The organism is Gordonia sihwensis NBRC 108236 (assembly GCF_000333035.1).
Lineage (GTDB): Bacteria > Actinomycetota > Actinomycetes > Mycobacteriales > Mycobacteriaceae > Gordonia > Gordonia sihwensis.
The window spans coordinates 79,003-95,491 of sequence record NZ_BANU01000019.1; the positions used below are offsets into that span (position 1 = coordinate 79,003).

The following is a 16,489-nucleotide window of genomic DNA, read 5'->3' on the forward strand; positions in this document are numbered from 1 at the left end:
TACGGTGTCGGTCATGGATGCCCGCACTCGTCTCGCCACCTCCCGCCTGTACCTGTGCACCGACGCGCGGCGCGAGCGCGGCGACCTGATCGACTTCGTCCGGAGCGCTCTCGCGGGCGGCGTCGACATCGTCCAGCTGCGCGACAAGAATTCGCCCGGGGAACGCGAGTTCGGCGAGCTCACCGCCGTGCAGGAGCTGGAACTGCTGCGGCGGCTGCGCGAACTGACGCACGCCGCGGGTGCGCTGCTGGCGGTCAACGACCGGGCCGACGTCGCGGTCGCGTCCCGCGCCGACGTCCTCCACGTCGGCCAGGACGATCTGCCGCCCGCCACCGCCCGGCGCATCGTCGGCCCCGACGTGGTGATCGGCCGCTCCACGCACACCGTGGAGCAGGCGCTCACCGCCGATGCCGATCCCGACGTGGACTACTTCTGCACCGGCCCGTGCTGGACGACGCCGACCAAACCGGGCCGGGCGGCCACCGGACTGGAGTTCGTCAGCGCGGTCGCCGCGGCGCGGCCCAGCAAGGCGTGGTTCGCGATCGGCGGCATCGACCTGCCCCGCGTTCGAGAGGTCACCGACGCGGGCGGCGAGCGCATCGTGGTGGTCCGGGCGATCACCGGTGCCGACGATCCCGCGACCGCCGCGCGCGACCTCCGGACGGCTTGCCTTTCCGGCACGGCGGAGTAAGCTGCTTGCCATCATGACGTGGAAGCTTCTTGTAGCCCGCCGCAGCGGGGTCTGATTCGACCGACCCCCCGCTGCGGGGTTGTCGTCTCTCCACATATCTGAGCTCGTCGGTCATCGAATCTTCGACCGAAATGAAGGCTCCCGATGCGTTCCATTCAGATCCTGCCGACATCCTGTACCCGTAACGGATACGACCGTCCGCAGCAGTCCCGCTCCTCTCGGCGACTGCCGAACTGGTTTCCACGGGAGGCGGCCGACATGACCACTTCGAGTTTCGACCAGACCTACGCACCCGCCGGCGACATCGCGTTGGAGGCGATCACGATCGAGCCGGGTCGCGGCGACACCGTCACCTGCCGCGCACGGATCAATCTCGGCCGACGATGCCACGACGTCAGCGCCACCGCGGTCGGCGCCATCGGCGCGATGACCGAGGTGCTGTACGCACTGGGCGCGGGCGTCGAGATCGTCTCGCTGTACCAGCATCAGGAGGACGGCGAGACCGTCACCTACCTGCTCTGCGAACGCGATCTGCACCGGAGTTGGTCGTACGGCCGGGGCCGCACCGGCGACGAGGCCACCATCAACGCGCTGATCGCGGGAGCCAATCAGCTGGCGTGAGCTCGCTCAGGTGGTCCGGGTTTCGGGCGGGCCGGACTCAGGTGAGCCGGGCCAGCAGCCCCGGCCACGCCTTCGCCAGACCGGGATGCAGCGGCAGCTCGGCCACCGACTCGGCGGGCACCCAGCGCAGTTCGGCGGACTCCCCGTTGCCGACCGTCGCGACCGGCGAATCGGCCTTGGCGATGACCGTCGTGTAACTCCACTCCGGCGCCGAGTGCGTGACGATCGACTCGATCACCGCGACGTCCGACTCAGCGATCCCGGCTTCCTCGTGCGCTTCACGCACCGCGGCCTGTTCCACGCTCTCGTGCGAGTCGCGGGCACCGCCCGGCAGCCCCCACGTGCCGCCCTGATGCGACCACACGGCGCGATGCTGGAGCAGCACCACGACGCCTGAGTCGGCCGGCGCGCACAGCAGCAGACCCGCCGCCCCGAAGCGTCCCCAGTAGCGCGCACCGTCCGCACCGAATACCCAGCCGTCACCGTCACCGCGCACCCTGCGACCTCCTGCACCGACCCACCGACTTCAGATCGGCTTCTCTGACGAATCACCGTACCGGGCTGTCCGTCTACTCGCAGCCGCGCCGACTAGGGTTGAGCGCAGCACATCCGAAAGGGACAACTCGTGGCCGGCCAGGTTTACCGAGTGCGCTCGGCACTCACGCATGCGGGCCGCAGTGTGCTGCCCGACCGTGGCGCGCCGAGCCCCACTCTGCGCCAGGTGATCGCCGACCGGCGCGAGATCGCCGCCATGACCCGCGAGCGGGTCTCGTCGCCGTTGCTGACGATGCGCTTCTACGCGACCACCACGCCCGGCAAACTCGTCATCATCCTGCTCGCGATGGTCCTCGCATGCGGTCTCACCGGCTGGTACTCGTCCGTCTCGCTCACCGAGCGAAGCCAGACCCTCGAAGCACTCGTCGACCGCGCCGAGCCGCAGGCCGAGGCCGCCGAGGTCCTCTACAGTTCGCTGTCGGTGGCCGACGCCGCGGCCAACTCCGCGTTCATCTCCGGCGGCCGCGAGTCCCCCGACCTCCGCGCGGAGTACACCGACTCCATCGCGACGGCGTCCTCCGCGCTCATCGCCGCCGCGGACGGACTGTCCACGGCGGCGGAGGTGTCCGAGCGCGACAAGCCCTCGCGTGACGATCTCGACACCATCGCCACCAACATCCCGGTGTACACGGGCCTCATCGAGACCGCACGCACCAACAACCGGCTCGCGAACCCCGTCGGATCGGCCTACCTCAGCGAGGCCTCGTCATTGATGATCGAGACCATCCTGCCCGCGGCGCAACGCCTCTACGAGGACCGGTCGTCGGCGATCTCCGACCCCCAGCGCACCCTCACCGTCCCACCGTGGGGCGTCTACGTGGCGCTGCTGATCATCATCGCGATGCTGATCGTCACCGGACGCTATCTGGCCCGGCGCACGCGGCGCCACTTCAACATCGGTCTCATCGGCGCGCTCACCGCGATGATCCTCGGCACGGTCTGGCTGCTCATCTCGGGACTGCTGTCGGTGGCCGCGGCCAACACGGCGAAGACCGCCGGTGCCGATCCGCTGCACACGCTGACCACCATGCGGATCCTCACACAGCAGGCGCGGTCGGCCGAGACGCTGTCGCTGGTCCGCCGGTCCGATCCGGGAGAACTCGACGTCGGCTTCAGCAAGGATCTCGAGGAGATCCACGATCACGCCGACCAACTCGCGAACGACCCCGACCACGCCGACGACCACGGCCTGACGCAGCCGCTCACCGACGTCCAGTCGGCGCTCGAACGTTGGCGCAGTGCCCACGAGGAGGTGGGCCGTCGGCTGGCGAGCGGTGACTACACGGCCGCGCGGGCCCTGACCATCGGCAACGGCAAGATCAGCACCGCAACCGGATACAACGAGGTCAACGACGCGCTGGTCAAGGCTATAGGCCAGGCCCGCACCACGTTCCGCGACAACATCAGCACCGCCCAGCGTCTGCTCGGCTTCACCGGCACTGGTATCGGCGTGCTGTGCGGGGTGGCCGCCGTGGCGGTCGCGATCGGCCTGTTCCCCCGGATCCGGGAGTACCGATGACAGCCTCCGCGTCCGCCCGCCGCCTGATCGTACTGCTGTGTCTCATCGCGTCCGGCCTCACCTCATGCGCCACCGTGACCAGCACCCCCAGCGAGCCGCCGTCCACCACCGCGCGCGCGCCGTTCCCGCCCGACGTCGGTTTCGGCGCGCAGCCCGACGCGCCGGCGCCCGACTCCGACTGCGCCACGATCGCCGGACTCCGGCCGGGACCGCTGCCCGAACCGCGGCAGATGCCGCCCGGATCGACGATGGACCGGATCGCCAAGCGCGGACGGCTGATCGTCGGCACCGACCTCGGCAGCAATCCGCTGAGTTTCCGCGATCCGATCACCGGCGACGTCAAAGGATTCGACATCGACGTCGCGCACTGGATCGCCGAGGCGATCTTCGGGGATCCGAATCTGATCGAGTACCGGATGATCACCAACGAGAACCGAATCCAGGCGCTGGAGAACGGCGCGGTCGACGTCGTCGTCAAGACGATGTCGATCACGTGCGATCGGCTCAAGTCGATCGACTTCTCGGTGCCCTACTACGCCGCCGCCCAGCAGATCCTCGCGTACCGCAATTCGGGTATCTCACAGGCATCCGATCTCGCCGGGAAGAACGTCTGCGCCACTCGCTCGTCCACTTCCATCGCGCGTGTGGAACGTGCTGTTCCGAGCGCGAAATATCTCACCACCGCAAGTTGGGCCGACTGCCTGGTGATGATGCAGCAGGGGCAGGTGGACGCGATCACCTCGGACGACTCCATACTCGCCGGGATCGCCGCGCAGGACCCGTGGGTCCACGTGGTCGGCGACAGCCTCGGAACGGAGTACTACGGAGTGGGGATACCCAAGGGGCAGGATGACTTCGCGCGATTCATCAACGGCGTGATCGCGGCCCGCGAGGCCGACGGCAGCTGGCAGCGGTCCTACGACGAGTGGCTGTCGATCCTCGGGCCCGGATCCCCGCCGCCGACGATGTACCGGGATTGACGTGATGAGCGATATCAAGAAGAAGCGCAACAAGAACGGCGACGCCGAGCCGGTCGCCACCGAGGCGACCGCGCTCCCGGCCGAGACGCAGGCCTCGGCAGTCGAACCCGCACAGACCGAGGCCTCCGAGTCGGTCCAGACACAGGCGGGCACCGTCCCCGCGCCGATGGGCGCTGTCGGGGACACCGCGCCTACGGCGACCGTCACCCAGTCGACGCAGGTGCGGCGGATCCTCGACGACATCGCCGCCTCACGCAGGAAGAGCCGCAAGAGCGCCCACGTCCACGACCGCCGCCTCGGCAGTGAACTGGTCCAGCTTCCCGAGATCACCGACATCGACCCCGCGGACGCCGTCCTGGCCGACCCCGTGATCGCGCCGAGCAAGCGCAAGTGCTGGAACTGCGGCGAGCCGGTGGGCCGGAAGTCGGGCCGCGGCAAGGGACCGCTCAGCGGCACCTGCTGGAACTGCGGGTCGCGGTACTCGTTCGTCCCCGGTCTCAAACGGGGCACGATGGTCGCCGATCAGTACGAGATCGCCGGCGCGATCGCGCACGGCGGCATCGGATGGATCTACCTGGCTGTGGACCACAACGTCTCCGACCGCCCCGTCGTCCTGAAGGGCCTGCTGAACTCGTCGGACTCACAGGCTCAGGCGGTAGCCATCGCCGAGCGGCAGTTCCTCGCCTCGGTGAACGATCCGGGCATCGTGAAGATCTTCAACTTCGTGGAGGGCGTCACGGAGGACGGGCGGTCCGTCGGCTACATCGTGATGGAGTACGTCGGCGGTCACACTCTCAAACAGCTGACCACCAACGAGGACGGCACCTCGTCGCTGCTCCCGATCGAGCAGGCGATGGCCTACATCCTCGAAGTGCTCTCGGCCGTCGGATACCTGCATTCGGTGGGCCTGGTCTACAACGACGTGAAACCCGACAACATCATGATCACCAGCGATGAGGTCAAGCTCATCGACCTGGGTGCGGTGTCCGCGATCAACGGGACCGGGCATCTCTACGGCACGCCCGGGTTCCAGGCTCCGGAGATCGTGCAGACGGGCCCGCAGATCGTCACAGACATCTACAGCATCGGCCGCACACTGGCCGTCCTCACCGTCGACATGCCGATGGCCGACGGCCGATACCTCGACGGACTGCCCGACCCGCGAACCACTCCGCTGTTCGTGGAGAATCCGTCGTTCTACTTCCTGCTGCACCGGGCCACATCCCCCGACCCCGCCGAACGCTTCTCGTCCGCGGAGGAGATGACCACGCAGGTGCTCAACGTGCTGCGGGAGACCGTGGCGCTGCACACCGGCGTCCCCCGGCCCTCCATGTCGACGGTCTTCACCCCGCAGCGCTCGACGTTCGGCACCGAACTCCTGCTGGCGCCCGTGGACGGCTTCTTCGACCCGAAGGACGCGGCGATCCACGACCCCGCCGACATCGCGCGAGCGCTGCCGGTGCCGCTCGTGGACCCGACCGATCCCGCCGCGAGCGTCCTGACCTCGGCCGCTCTCTCGTACCCGCGGCAAACGCTCGACACCATCCGCGCCGCGCGCGCCGACGGGTACAAGGCGCTCATCGCGACGGACGACGCCGACGACGGCGACGGACCGCAGCACCCGTCGATGGAACTCGACCTCGCCGAAGCGCGCGCCCATCTGGAGCTCGGCAATCTCGACACGGCGCTGCAGTTGCTTCGGGAGGTCGCGGTCCATCACGGGGACTCGTGGCGGCTGCACTGGTATCTGGGCATCTGCTCGCTGCTCAACGCCGAGCCGGAACTCGCCTTCGACCGCTTTCACGAAGTGCTGGAGGCGATGCCCGGTGAGGTGGCGCCGAAACTGGCGGTGGCGGGCACCGCCGAGCTGATCGGTTACTGGCTCTCCGCCGAGGAGTACACCTCCAACGACCAGATGGCGCAGGTGGAACGCTGGTACGAGATCGCGCGGCAGAACTATCACGATCTGTGGCTGACCGATCACAGCATCGTGTCCGCAGCTTTCGGGCTGGCCAGGATGATCCTGGCGGAGGGACGGTACGACGCCGCCATCGAGCCCCTCGATGAGGTACCCACCACGAGCCGGCACTACGGCACCGCGCAGATCTCGGCGATCATCACCCTCGTCCACGGTCGCCCGCCGCGCGAGGTGACGAGGTCGGAGCTGTTCGAGGCGGCCGAGCGCTTCGAAGAGATCAGCTGGGACGATCCCCGGCGCGGCCGCCTCCAGCTCATCATCCTCGGCACGGCTCTCGGGTGGATCGACGCTCACCTCGACGAGGACTATCCGGCCGACGACTTCCTCGGTTTCCCGTTCAACGAGCACGGTCTGCGGGCCGGAACCGAACGCTCTCTCCGCGAGCTGGCGAAGGCGACCCGCGACAATCGCGCCCACCGTTTCCTGCTGGTCGACCTCGCGAACCTGATCCGGCCCGCCACCCTGTTCTGACCGCCGCAACTCCCCAGGCTCGTTGAGCGCCCCCAGGCTGGCTGAGCACTTCCTCCCAGGCTGGTTGAGCGAGCGAAGCGAGTCGAAACCACCGCCCCCACCCCCACGCTGGTTGAGCACTTCCTGCAGGCTCGTTGAGCTCGTCCTCCCCCAGGCTGGTTGAGCGAGCGCAGCGAGTCGAAACCACCGGCACCGCACCCACCCACCGCACCCGCCCACCACACCCACACCCCTCTTCGGAGGGTGGCCGCACCGGACTGTGATGTGGATCATGTGACCATGACCACGAACACTGAGCTCTACCGCAGCAGCCGCGACCAGATGATCGAGCTGATCCACGATTACGACCGCGCCGTCCGCGAGTTCCGCTGGCCGGAGATCACCGGCACGTTCAACTGGGCCATCGACTGGTTCGACAGCTTCGCCCGCGGCAACGACCGTCTCGCTCTGTGGATCACCGAAGAGGACGGGTCGGAGGTCAGAGTCACGTTCGACGAGATGGCCACGAACTCCGATCGCGTGGCGACGTGGCTGCGGGGTCTCGGCATCACGAAGGGCGACCGCATCGTCCTGATGCTCGGCAATCAGGTGGAACTGTGGGAGCTGATGCTCGCGATCATGAAGCTCGGCGCGATCGTGATGCCGACGACCGCGGCTCTGGGCCCGGCCGATCTCACCGACCGGATCAAGCGGGGCGGCGCGAGCTGTGTGATCGCGAACGCCGCGGACACCGCCAAGTTCGACACCGTCGAGGGCGACTATCGGCGCATCGTGGTCGGCGACGACGTCGCCGGCTGGACGTCGTACGCCCACAGCGCCGATGCCGAGTCGGCCGGACCGTTCGAGTCGACCACCCTGGTGGGCGACCCGATGCTCATCTACTTCACCTCGGGCACCACCAGCCGGCCGAAGCTGGTGGAGCACTCGCAGATCAGCTACGCCGTCGGCCATTTCACGACGATGGCGTGGATCGGCGTGAAGCCGGGCGATGTCCACCTGACCATCAGCTCGCCCGGCTGGGCCAAGCACGCGTGGAGCCTGTTCTTCGCGCCGTGGATCGCGGAGGCGACGATCTTCGTCTACAACTACTCACGGTTCGACGCCGCCGCCCTCATGGGGCAGCTGCGACGGGCCCGCGTCAACACCTTCTGCGCCCCGCCGACGGTGTGGCGCATGCTGATTCAAGCGGATCTGGGAGAACGGCCGGAGGGGCTGCGCGAACTGCTCGGCGCGGGCGAACCGCTGAACCCCGACGTGATCCGCCAGGTCGAACAGTCGTGGGGTCTCACGATCCGCGACGGCTTCGGGCAGACCGAGACCACGCTCCAGGTCGGCAACACACCCGGCCAGCCGGTGAAGGCGGGTTCGATGGGCCGTCCGATGCCAGGCGTTCCGGTCACGCTCGTCGATCCGCTGACCGGTGAGGTCTCCGACGACGGCGAGATCTGTCTGGACCTCGCCCGGCACCCGATGAACCTGATGACCGGTTATCTCGGGGATCCGGAACGCAACGAGCAGGTGATGGCCGGCGGCTACTACCACACCGGCGATGTGGCGCACCGCGACGAGGACGGCTACATCACGTACATCGGCCGCACCGACGACGTCTTCAAGTCGTCCGATTACAAGGTCTCGCCGTTCGAGTTGGAGAGCGTGCTGATCGAGCATCCCGCCGTGGTGGAGGCCGCGGTGGTTCCGCAACCGGACGACACCCGTCTCGCGGTGCCGAAGGCCTACGTCGCACTCGCGGAGGGATGGGAGCCCACCGCCGAGACCGCGAAGACGATCATGGAGTACGCCCGGGACCATCTGGCGCCGTATCTGAAAGTGCGCCGCGTCGAGTTCTTCGAACTCCCGAAGACCATCTCCGGGAAGATTCGACGTGTGGAACTGCAGCAGCGCGAAGCCGCGTCGCATGCGGCGGGAGAGGAGATCGTCACCGAGTTCCGGTACGAGGACCTGGTCGTGTGACTCTGCCGGGGTGCGGGAGTTTCGACTCGCTCCGCTCGCTCAACAGGCCTGAGGGGAGAGTCGGTCAACCAGCCTGGGGGTGGGAGTCGCTCAACCAGCCTGCGGGGGAAATCGGTCAACCGGCCTGTGAGGTAGAGCCGGCGACAGCGACGGCCTGGCGGGCGATGGCGAGTTCTTCGTTGGTCGGCACCACGAGGACCGTCACCTCGGAGGATTCGGTGGAGATGACACGCGACTCACTGCTGCGGACCGCGTTGCGTTCGGCGTCGATCTCGATGCCGAACTTCTCCAGCCCGGCCAGCGAATCGGCGCGCACCGCCGCCGCGTTCTCCCCGACTCCGGCGGTGAACACGATGGCGTCGGCGCCGCCCAATTCGATCAGATACGCGCCGATGTACCGGCGCAGTCGGTGCAGGTACACGTCGTAGGCCAGGCGCGCCGCTGCGTCGCCCGCCTCGACCCGCTCGAGAATCGCGCGGAAGTCGTTCTCCCCGCACAGCCCCTTGAGCCCGGATCGCTTGTTGACGAGCGTGTCGATCTCATCGACCGACATCCCGCCCACCCGCGCGAGTTGGAAGACGATCCCGGCGTCGATGTCTCCGGTACGGGTGCCCATCACCAGCCCCTCGAGCGGCGTCATCCCCATCGTGGTGTCGACCGGGCGCCCGCCCGCCACCGCCGACATGGAGGCGCCGTTGCCCAGATGCAGCACGATCTGGTCGACGTCGGCGTAGTCGCGCCCCAGGAACTCTGCGGCCCGGCGCGAGACGTACTCGTGGCTGGTGCCGTGGAAACCGTAACGCCGCACCGCGTACTCCTCGGCCACGGCGGCGTCGAGCGCATAGGTGGCCGCCGCATCGGGCAGGTCGTGGAAGAACGCGGTGTCGAAGACCGCAACAGCCGGCACGTCCGGCAACAGTGCCGACACCGCGTCGATGCCGACGAGATTGGCCGGATTGTGCAGCGGGGCCAGCGGGCAGATCCGCTCGATCTCCGAGCGCACCACGTCGTCGATCAGAGTCGGCTCGAAGAACGAGCGCCCGCCGTGCACCACGCGATGGCCGACCGCCGCCAACCCCGAGTCGGCGACGTCCACACCGTCGGCGGCGAAGAGTGCGAGGACCCGCGCGATCGCCGCCTCGTGGTCGGCGAGCGTCTCCTCGACCTCCACGTCGTGACCGCGGTACCAGTGCTTGATCCGCGACGCCGACTCCCCGATCCGCTCGGCGAGCCCGTCGGCGATCACCTCTTCGGTCACCGGATCGAGGACCTGGTATTTCAGCGACGACGACCCGGCGTTGACCACGAGCACCGTCCCGTCGATCGGTGTCCGGCTCATGCGTCGCTCCCGTTCTCTTCCCCGCCCGGGGTCTCGGTTCGCGGTCCCCGCTCCGTGGCGGCGAGGGCCTTCTTGATGTTCTGCGCCTGAATCGCGGTGATGGCGACGGTGTTGACGATGTCGGAGACGAGTGCGCCGCGAGACAGATCGTTCATCGGCTTGTTGAGTCCCTGCAGCACCGGGCCGATGGCGATCGCACCGGCGCTGCGCTGCACCGCCTTGTACGTGTTGTTGCCGGTGTTGAGGTCCGGGAAGATCAGCACCGTCGCGCGCCCGGCGACCGGCGAATCGGGCATCTTCGCCGCCGCGACCGAGGGTTCGATCGCCGCGTCGTATTGAATCGGCCCCTCCACCAGCAGTTCCGGTGCTCGCTCGCGAACCAGCTCGGTGGCGGTGCGGACCTTGTCGACGTCCTTGCCGGAGCCCGACCCGCCCGTCGAGTACGAGAGCATCGCGACCCGCTGCTCGATCCCGAAGGCCGCGGCCGTCTGCGCCGACGACACCGCGATGTCGGCCAGTTCCTCGGCCGTCGGGTCGGGAACCACCGCGCAGTCGCCGTAGGTCAGGACCCGATCGGCCAGGCACATGAAGAAGACGCTCGACACCGTCGACACCCCGGGCACCGTCTTGATGATCTCGAATGCCGGCCGGATGGTCTGGGCGGTGGTGTGCACGGCACCGGACACCATGCCGTCGACGCGGCCGGTGTGCAGCAGCATGGTGCCGAAGTACGACTCGTCGCGCACCACCTCCGAGGCCCGTTCCAGCGTCATTCCCTTGTGCTTGCGCAGTTCGGCGTAGATCGGCGCGAACTCCTCGGCGAGCTCCGAGGTCGCCGGGTCGATGATGTCCACCTCGGACAGGTCGACGCCGAGCTCGTTGGCGCGGCGCCGCACCGAGTCCGGGTCGCCGAGCAGCGTCAACTCCGCCACACCGCGACGCACGAGCCGGTCGGTGGCCCGCAGGATCCGATCGTCGCCGCCTTCGGGCAGGACGATCCGCTGACGGTCCGACTTGGCCTGCGCCAGCAGCTGGTACTCGAACATCTGCGGGGTGACCACCTCCGGTGCGTGCAGATCGAGTTCGGCGAGCAAGTCCTGCGGGGAGACGTACCGTTCCATCAGACTCATCGCCGCGTCGATCTTGCGGACCGACCCGCTGACCATCGCGCCTCGGGTATGCGCGGCGATCCGCGCCGTCTCATAGGTTCCGTGATCGCACGCGATGATCGGCAGCGTCGGACGGAGCCCTTTGACCAGGGCGTCGATCATCGGGTGCGGTCGCAGACCGCCGTTGATGATGATCCCGGACAGCCGCGGAAAGCCTTCCGCCGCATTGGCGTTCACCAGTGCGAGCAGAACGTCCGACCGGTCCGCCGGTGCGATCACCACCATCGACTCGCTGAGCCGCTCGAGGATGTGCTCGACGGTCATGCCGCCGACCATCACCTCCAGCGCCTCGCGTTCGAGCAGGTCCGCCTCGCCGGAGTACAGAACTCCGTCGAGCGCTTCGCAGAGTTCGGCCATCGTCGGCGCCACCAGGAGCGGCTCGTCGGGCAGCGCCCACGTCCGCACGTCCACCGATCCGAGCGCGGCCGCCACCTCGAGCAACCGGTCGGGATCGCAACGGTTGGCGACCACGCCGACAGTGGTGGCGTGCGCGGCCTTGATGTCGGCCATCAGCATCTCGGCGACCGCCTTCACCTCCTGCGGCTGGCGCTCGAAGGCCTTGACCACCAGAATGATCGGCGCTGACAGATTGGCCGCGATCCGCGCGTTGAAACTCAGTTCGGACGGCGAGGCGACGTCGGTGTAGTCGGATCCGATCACCAGGACGTTGTCGCATTGCTCGGCGACGGTGTGGTACCGGTCGACGATCTCGGCGACGGCGGCGTCGGGGTCGGCGTGCACGTCGTCGTAGGTGACGCCGATGCACTGCTCGTACGGAATGTCGACCGACGCGAACTGGTGCAGGAGGTCGAGGATGTAGTCGTGTTCGCCGGCGGCGGCCCGAGAGATCGGCCGGAAGACGCCGACCCGTCCGCCCGCCGCCGTGAGGACGGCGAGCACCCCCAGCGCGATCGTGGATTTGCCGGTATCGCCTTCCGCCGACGCGACGTAGATGCTGCGGGCGCCCGTGCCAGTCATGCATCCGAGCGTAGTCGGTCGGGACGCATTGCTCGGACCGGCCGCCTCCGGCCCGTCACCGGACGACGGCACGCACCACCATTTCGGCGATCTCGTCGTCGGACATCACGCTGTCGGGGACGAGCATGCAGGAGTACACCACGCGGACCATGAACTCGCTGCCCGCGCGGGGGTCGGGGTACAGCACCGCTGCCTCGTCGTCCTGCACATCGGGCGCCGTGGCGTCGACGATCATCTCGATCAGCGACGGCCGCTCGGAATCGTGCGTGGTGATCAGGGCCCGCACCACTTCCTCGGGTTCGTTCCGGAGGACGTACTGCAGCGCCTCGTGCTCGCGGATGTAGGCGAGGCTGCCGCGGACGCGTTCACGGATCCGCTCGCCGGGGTCGGGCTGATCGGCACCCCACACCCGCAGCTGCGTCCGGAGCTGCTCGAGTTCGCGCGCCATGATCGCGGCGACGAGCGCATCGCGCCCGCCGAACATGCGGTAGGCCGTGGCGCGTGCGACGCCGGCCTGCCGCGCCACCGAGGTCAGGCTGAGGGCTTTGGCCCCGAAGCGCGACACCAGTGCGACGCCCACTTCCACCAACCGGTCACGATCCATGGGTTGAACGGTATCGAATCCCACTACCGTTCCGGGCGGATGTCTCGTCTCGATGGACGAGAATCACTCACTCCTCGTCGATGTAGTGCATGGCCGCCTCTTCGGCCGAAGCGCCCGCGCCGTCGACGCCGGCGTCGGTCGCGAGCAACTGGTTGTCCACATCCGGACCGACGCCCTCGTCCGGCGCGATCAATCGCCCCGCCCGCCGGCCGCCGACCTCGTCGCGCTCTGGGAAGTCCGGGTCGCCGTCCTCGTCTGCATAGCCGACGTCGGGCACCTCTTCGGCGAGTCTCTCGTCGAGACAGTCGTGCTCGTGGGATGCAGGCGCGTAGTCGGGCGGCGAGTAACCGCGGTCGAGGACGTCCGACAGTTCGCTGTCGGCGAGAGTGTCCGCCGGCTGCAACTGATCGGTGTCGTCCTGGTCGTACTCGCCACCTTCGTACGAATCACGAGCGCTCATACTTCCAGGCTAGTGCTTCGGCGTCCGCGCGTGGACGTGTTCTCCGCTACCTTCGCCACGGCTCGTAGCTGCGCGGATCCTCGATCGGTTCCAGGTGAATCGTGGGTACGAGGTCCTCGACCTCATCGTGCAGCGCGGCCTCGACCTCCTCGAGCAGGTCGTGTCCGCGCTGCACGGTCCATTGGCCCGGCACCAGCATGTGCAGCTGGACGAATCGCAGATGGCCGGCCTCGCGCGTGCGTACGTCGTGGAAGTCGACGCCGTCGCCCCGGAATCGGTCGAGGACCCGGTCGATCGCCGCGCGTTCGGCATCGGGCACCGCCGAGTCCATCAGCCCGCGCGTCGACTGGCGCACCAAGCGGTAGCCGACGAAGACGATGTTGACCGCGACGGCGATCGCGATGAGCGGATCGAGGATCGTCCAGCCGGTGAGTGCCACCACCGCGACTCCGGCGATCACGCCCGCGGTGGTCCAGACGTCGGTCATCAGATGCTTGCCGTCGGCCTCGAGCGTCAGCGACCGGTGCTGTCGGCCCGCGCGGATCAGCTGCCACGCCACCGCGGCGTTGATCACCGACGCCAGCACCGAGACCGCCAGACCGACGCCCACCGATTCGAGGTCACGCGGATTGAGCAGCCGGTCGACGGCCGTCACGATGATGACGATCGCGGCCACCACGATCATCACTCCTTCGACCACCGCGGAGAAGTACTCGCTCTTGACGTGACCGAAGTTGTGCTCGTCGTCGGCCGGCTTCGCCGCGATGCGCAGGGCGATGAACGCCACCACGGCGGCCACGAGGTTCACCACCGACTCGGCGGCGTCGGAGAGCAGACCCACCGATCCGGTCATCCACCACGCGACCATCTTCAGCGCGATCACCACGATTGCCGTCACGATGCTCAGCAGTGCCCACCTGGTCAGGTCCCGTGTCTGTTCCACCACACCGGAATCATCCCGCACGCCGGCGGGTCGCGCACCATCCGACGCCACGGAAAGTCGGCATTACGCTGCGGATTCTTCCGCACAGGGGGAGCATTGAAGCATGCTCGACGAGTTGAACGACCAGGCCCGCGCCGACTACGACTCCGGCGAGTTCAGCACGGCACTCGCCGGCTTCTCGGTGCTCCGCGAGATCCGTTCACGCCGCGAGGGCCCGTATTCGGTGAAGTATCTCGAGGCACTCCACAACAGCGTCCGCTGCATGTCGATGCTGGAGATGTGGGATGACGCCGACCTCCTGTGCAGCGAGTTGCACAGCAAGTACGTGCGCACGCTCGGTCGCGGTCAGGAGGTGACGGTCGACGTCGCCAAACACTGGGCGTGGGCGATGGTGCACCGCCACGACCTGCGACCGGCCACGGCACTGTATCTGACCACCGCCGACGCCATGTGGGATGCGGACGCGCCGGGCGCGCGCCGTCTCATCGGCGCGGCGGCCGTCGTCCCCGACGCCCGGCCGGCCGAGATGGTGTGGCGGGGCCGGGTGGACGGTGTCCCGATCGCGCACACCGACGAACTGCTGGCGGTGCTGGGCGCCGTCGCCGAACAACTCGCGGAACACGCAGACGCCGAGCCGACCCTCACCCTGGACGGTTTGGCGCTCACCGGCTGAGCTCGGTCAGATCACCGGTTCCTCACGCTCGATCCTGGCGGCCAGCGCGCTGACCTTGCCCGGCACGGTCAACAGCGTGACGACGCTGACGACGATGAGCAGCACCGCGAGGATCCACAGGATGGTCGAGAGGGTCCAGACGGCGGGCAGCACGATCATCGCGATACCCGCGAGCACCGACACCACACCCGAGAGCATCACCAACCAGCGGGGCGCCATGGTGACCGTGAAGCGCGACCCGAGCAGATCCTGCAGACCGCCGATGATCCATCCGATGCCGATGAAGACGCCCAGGAGCACCAGCGACTTGGACGGGTTGATGGTGGCGAGTACGCCGACGGCGAGCACGATTCCGCCGAACACGCCGAGGAGCAGCCGGGTCCCCGCGGTCGCCCGGGTCAGCGCGAAGGCGACGAAGAGCCGGAAGAGCCCGGCGACGATGAGCGAGATGCCGAACAGCACACCGATCACGGCCAGTGTCGCGGCGGGCCAGACGAGCGCGACGATGCCCAGCGCGATTCCGACGAGCGAGGAGAAGATGACGAAGGTCCGCACGGCGCCGACCGCGTCGTTCGGGAGAACCGACGGCGATGCTTGAGTGGTCATGCACGCAGCGTAGCGTGCAGACCTATGACTGATAAGGCCTTCTTCACCGTCGACGGCGCCGGTCGGTACGACCCCACCGGGTATGCGGTGGGACTGTGGGGCCCGGACGCGCTGAACGGACCGTCGGTCTGCGCGATCGCCGCCCGCGCCGCCGAGAACGCGGGCGGCAGTGCCGATTTCACTCCCGCACGGTTCACCCTCGAGTTGTTCAAGAGCGCACGACGGCTGCCCACCGTGCCCACCACGACCGTCCTGCGCGACGGTCACCGCATCCGGGTCATCGAGGTGTCGGTACGGCAGTACGACGGCGACGCCGAGATCCTCGTCGCGCGCGGCAACGTCGTGTTCCTGAAGACGGGTTCGAATCCGCCGGGCGAGCGATGGGAGCGCCCCGCGCGGGAGCGGACCTTCACCCCGCCCGCCGACGCCGGTGACGGCTACCGGCCGTGGTTCCGGACCGAGGGCGGGACGTGGTCCAACGACATGGGCGAGTACCAGAACTCCGAGCGGCTCACGATCTGGAGCAGGCCGTTCAACGCCGTCCCCGATGAGGAGTTGACGCCCTTCCAGCGCGCGGTGATCGCCGCCGAGTCGACGAGCCTGGTCACGAACATCGGCGACGGCGGTATCGGGTTCATCAACTGCGATCTGACCGTCGCGGTCGCCCGATTGCCGGAGGGCGTCCGCGTCGGCGTGGAGGCCGACTCGCACATCGAGCACGCGGGCGTCTCCGTCGGCACCGCCAACCTGTACGACGAGCACGGACAGTTCGGGGTGGGAATGGTGACCGCCGTCGACAACACCCGCGCGATGATCGATTTCACGACCGTGAAGCCGTACACCAACCGGGCCCCCGAACTGAGCTGACCCGGGAGAACCGGCGGCGACCACACCTGGGCGAGTAGTGTTCTAAGTCACAGCGAGCTATTTC

The 16,489-nt window shown here is 68.1% G+C and carries 15 protein-coding genes; 8 read left to right on the plus strand and 7 right to left on the minus strand.

The annotated features are described in order from the left end of the window. Positions 1-13 precede the first annotated feature (13 nt). Together thiE and GSI01S_RS12905 are read left to right on the plus strand one after the other, a co-directional pair. The gene (gene thiE / locus GSI01S_RS12900) at positions 14-691 is read left to right on the plus strand and encodes a thiamine phosphate synthase (RefSeq protein ID WP_006897013.1); all 678 of its coding nucleotides are present in this window, start codon (positions 14-16) and stop codon (positions 689-691) included. A gap of 258 nt (positions 692-949) precedes the next feature. Beyond that, on the plus strand, positions 950-1,312 hold the full coding sequence (locus GSI01S_RS12905) for a hypothetical protein (RefSeq protein ID WP_039867667.1): 363 nt from the start codon (positions 950-952) through the stop codon (positions 1,310-1,312). A gap of 37 nt (positions 1,313-1,349) precedes the next feature. On the opposite strand, the gene GSI01S_RS12910 is transcribed toward GSI01S_RS12905, so the two are convergent. Further along, on the minus strand, positions 1,350-1,808 hold the full coding sequence (locus tag GSI01S_RS12910; RefSeq protein WP_006897015.1) for an NUDIX hydrolase: 459 nt from the start codon (positions 1,806-1,808) through the stop codon (positions 1,350-1,352). 129 nt (positions 1,809-1,937) lie between these two features. On the opposite strand from GSI01S_RS12910, the gene GSI01S_RS12915 reads away from it, so the two are divergent. The 4 genes from GSI01S_RS12915 to GSI01S_RS12930 all read left to right on the plus strand — a co-directional run bounded on the left by GSI01S_RS12915 (position 1,938) and on the right by GSI01S_RS12930 (position 8,786). Continuing rightward, positions 1,938-3,386 carry a GlnX family signal transduction membrane protein gene (locus GSI01S_RS12915; RefSeq protein WP_006897016.1) on the plus strand — a complete coding sequence of 483 codons (1,449 nt, stop codon included), beginning with the start codon at positions 1,938-1,940 and terminating at the stop codon, positions 3,384-3,386. Then, positions 3,383-4,366, plus strand: coding sequence for a glutamate ABC transporter substrate-binding protein (locus GSI01S_RS12920; RefSeq protein WP_006897017.1), 984 nt, complete (start codon positions 3,383-3,385; stop codon positions 4,364-4,366). The genes GSI01S_RS12915 and GSI01S_RS12920 overlap by 4 nt, the downstream gene beginning before the upstream one ends. 4 nt (positions 4,367-4,370) lie before the next feature. After that, complete coding sequence (locus tag GSI01S_RS12925) at positions 4,371-6,815, plus strand: serine/threonine-protein kinase (RefSeq protein WP_039867669.1); 2,445 nt, start codon at positions 4,371-4,373, stop codon at positions 6,813-6,815. Between the two features lie 279 nt (positions 6,816-7,094). Continuing rightward, positions 7,095-8,786, plus strand: coding sequence for an AMP-binding protein (locus GSI01S_RS12930; protein WP_006897019.1), 1,692 nt, complete (start codon positions 7,095-7,097; stop codon positions 8,784-8,786). A gap of 115 nt (positions 8,787-8,901) precedes the next feature. Here GSI01S_RS12930 and GSI01S_RS12935 read toward each other — a convergent pair whose 3' ends face one another. The 5 genes from GSI01S_RS12935 to GSI01S_RS12955 form a co-directional block, all read right to left on the minus strand. Beyond that, positions 8,902-10,125, minus strand: a complete 1,224-nt coding sequence (locus GSI01S_RS12935; RefSeq protein WP_006897020.1) for an acetate kinase — start codon at positions 10,123-10,125, stop codon at positions 8,902-8,904. Next, complete coding sequence (pta, locus tag GSI01S_RS12940) at positions 10,122-12,272, minus strand: phosphate acetyltransferase (protein ID WP_051999662.1); 2,151 nt, start codon at positions 12,270-12,272, stop codon at positions 10,122-10,124. The genes GSI01S_RS12935 and pta overlap by 4 nt, the downstream gene beginning before the upstream one ends. Before the next feature lie 55 nt (positions 12,273-12,327). After that, on the minus strand, positions 12,328-12,876 hold the full coding sequence (locus GSI01S_RS12945; protein WP_006897022.1) for a TetR/AcrR family transcriptional regulator: 549 nt from the start codon (positions 12,874-12,876) through the stop codon (positions 12,328-12,330). A gap of 67 nt (positions 12,877-12,943) precedes the next feature. Next, positions 12,944-13,336 (minus strand): DUF5709 domain-containing protein, encoded by a 393-nt coding sequence (locus GSI01S_RS12950; protein WP_006897023.1) that lies wholly within the window; start codon positions 13,334-13,336, stop codon positions 12,944-12,946. A 46-nt stretch (positions 13,337-13,382) separates the two neighbouring features. Then, the gene (locus tag GSI01S_RS12955; RefSeq protein ID WP_006897024.1) at positions 13,383-14,282 is read right to left on the minus strand and encodes a cation diffusion facilitator family transporter; all 900 of its coding nucleotides are present in this window, start codon (positions 14,280-14,282) and stop codon (positions 13,383-13,385) included. Positions 14,283-14,382: 100 nt separating this feature from the next. Here GSI01S_RS12955 and GSI01S_RS12960 point away from each other — a divergent pair, with 100 nt between their 5' ends. Next, a complete protein-coding gene (locus GSI01S_RS12960; protein ID WP_006897025.1) occupies positions 14,383-14,952 on the plus strand; it encodes a hypothetical protein in 570 nt (189 codons plus the stop codon). Between the two features lie 6 nt (positions 14,953-14,958). Here the strand turns inward: GSI01S_RS12960 and GSI01S_RS12965 are convergent, their stop codons facing one another. Next, positions 14,959-15,558, minus strand: coding sequence for a DUF308 domain-containing protein (locus GSI01S_RS12965; RefSeq protein WP_006897026.1), 600 nt, complete (start codon positions 15,556-15,558; stop codon positions 14,959-14,961). 24 nt (positions 15,559-15,582) lie between these two features. Between GSI01S_RS12965 and GSI01S_RS12970 the strand changes: the two genes are divergently transcribed. Further along, a complete protein-coding gene (locus tag GSI01S_RS12970) occupies positions 15,583-16,425 on the plus strand; it encodes an acyl-CoA thioesterase domain-containing protein (protein ID WP_006897027.1) in 843 nt (280 codons plus the stop codon). Positions 16,426-16,489: the final 64 nt, after the last annotated feature.

Bases quoted from the DNA above. Each gene is read 5' to 3' on its own strand.
- thiE (WP_006897013.1), top strand. From the start codon at position 14: ATGGATGCCCGCACTCGTCTCGCCACCTCCCGCCTGTACCTGTGCACC.
- GSI01S_RS12905 (WP_039867667.1), top strand. From the start codon at position 950: ATGACCACTTCGAGTTTCGACCAGACCTACGCACCCGCCGGCGACATC.
- GSI01S_RS12920 (WP_006897017.1), top strand. From the start codon at position 3,383: ATGACAGCCTCCGCGTCCGCCCGCCGCCTGATCGTACTGCTGTGTCTC.
- GSI01S_RS12925 (WP_039867669.1), top strand. From the start codon at position 4,371: ATGAGCGATATCAAGAAGAAGCGCAACAAGAACGGCGACGCCGAGCCG.
- GSI01S_RS12930 (WP_006897019.1), top strand. From the start codon at position 7,095: ATGACCACGAACACTGAGCTCTACCGCAGCAGCCGCGACCAGATGATC.
- GSI01S_RS12935 (WP_006897020.1), bottom strand. From the start codon at position 10,125: ATGAGCCGGACACCGATCGACGGGACGGTGCTCGTGGTCAACGCCGGG.
- pta (WP_051999662.1), bottom strand. From the start codon at position 12,272: ATGACTGGCACGGGCGCCCGCAGCATCTACGTCGCGTCGGCGGAAGGC.
- GSI01S_RS12945 (WP_006897022.1), bottom strand. From the start codon at position 12,876: ATGGATCGTGACCGGTTGGTGGAAGTGGGCGTCGCACTGGTGTCGCGC.
- GSI01S_RS12950 (WP_006897023.1), bottom strand. From the start codon at position 13,336: ATGAGCGCTCGTGATTCGTACGAAGGTGGCGAGTACGACCAGGACGAC.
- GSI01S_RS12960 (WP_006897025.1), top strand. From the start codon at position 14,383: ATGCTCGACGAGTTGAACGACCAGGCCCGCGCCGACTACGACTCCGGC.
- GSI01S_RS12965 (WP_006897026.1), bottom strand. From the start codon at position 15,558: ATGACCACTCAAGCATCGCCGTCGGTTCTCCCGAACGACGCGGTCGGC.
- GSI01S_RS12970 (WP_006897027.1), top strand. From the start codon at position 15,583: ATGACTGATAAGGCCTTCTTCACCGTCGACGGCGCCGGTCGGTACGAC.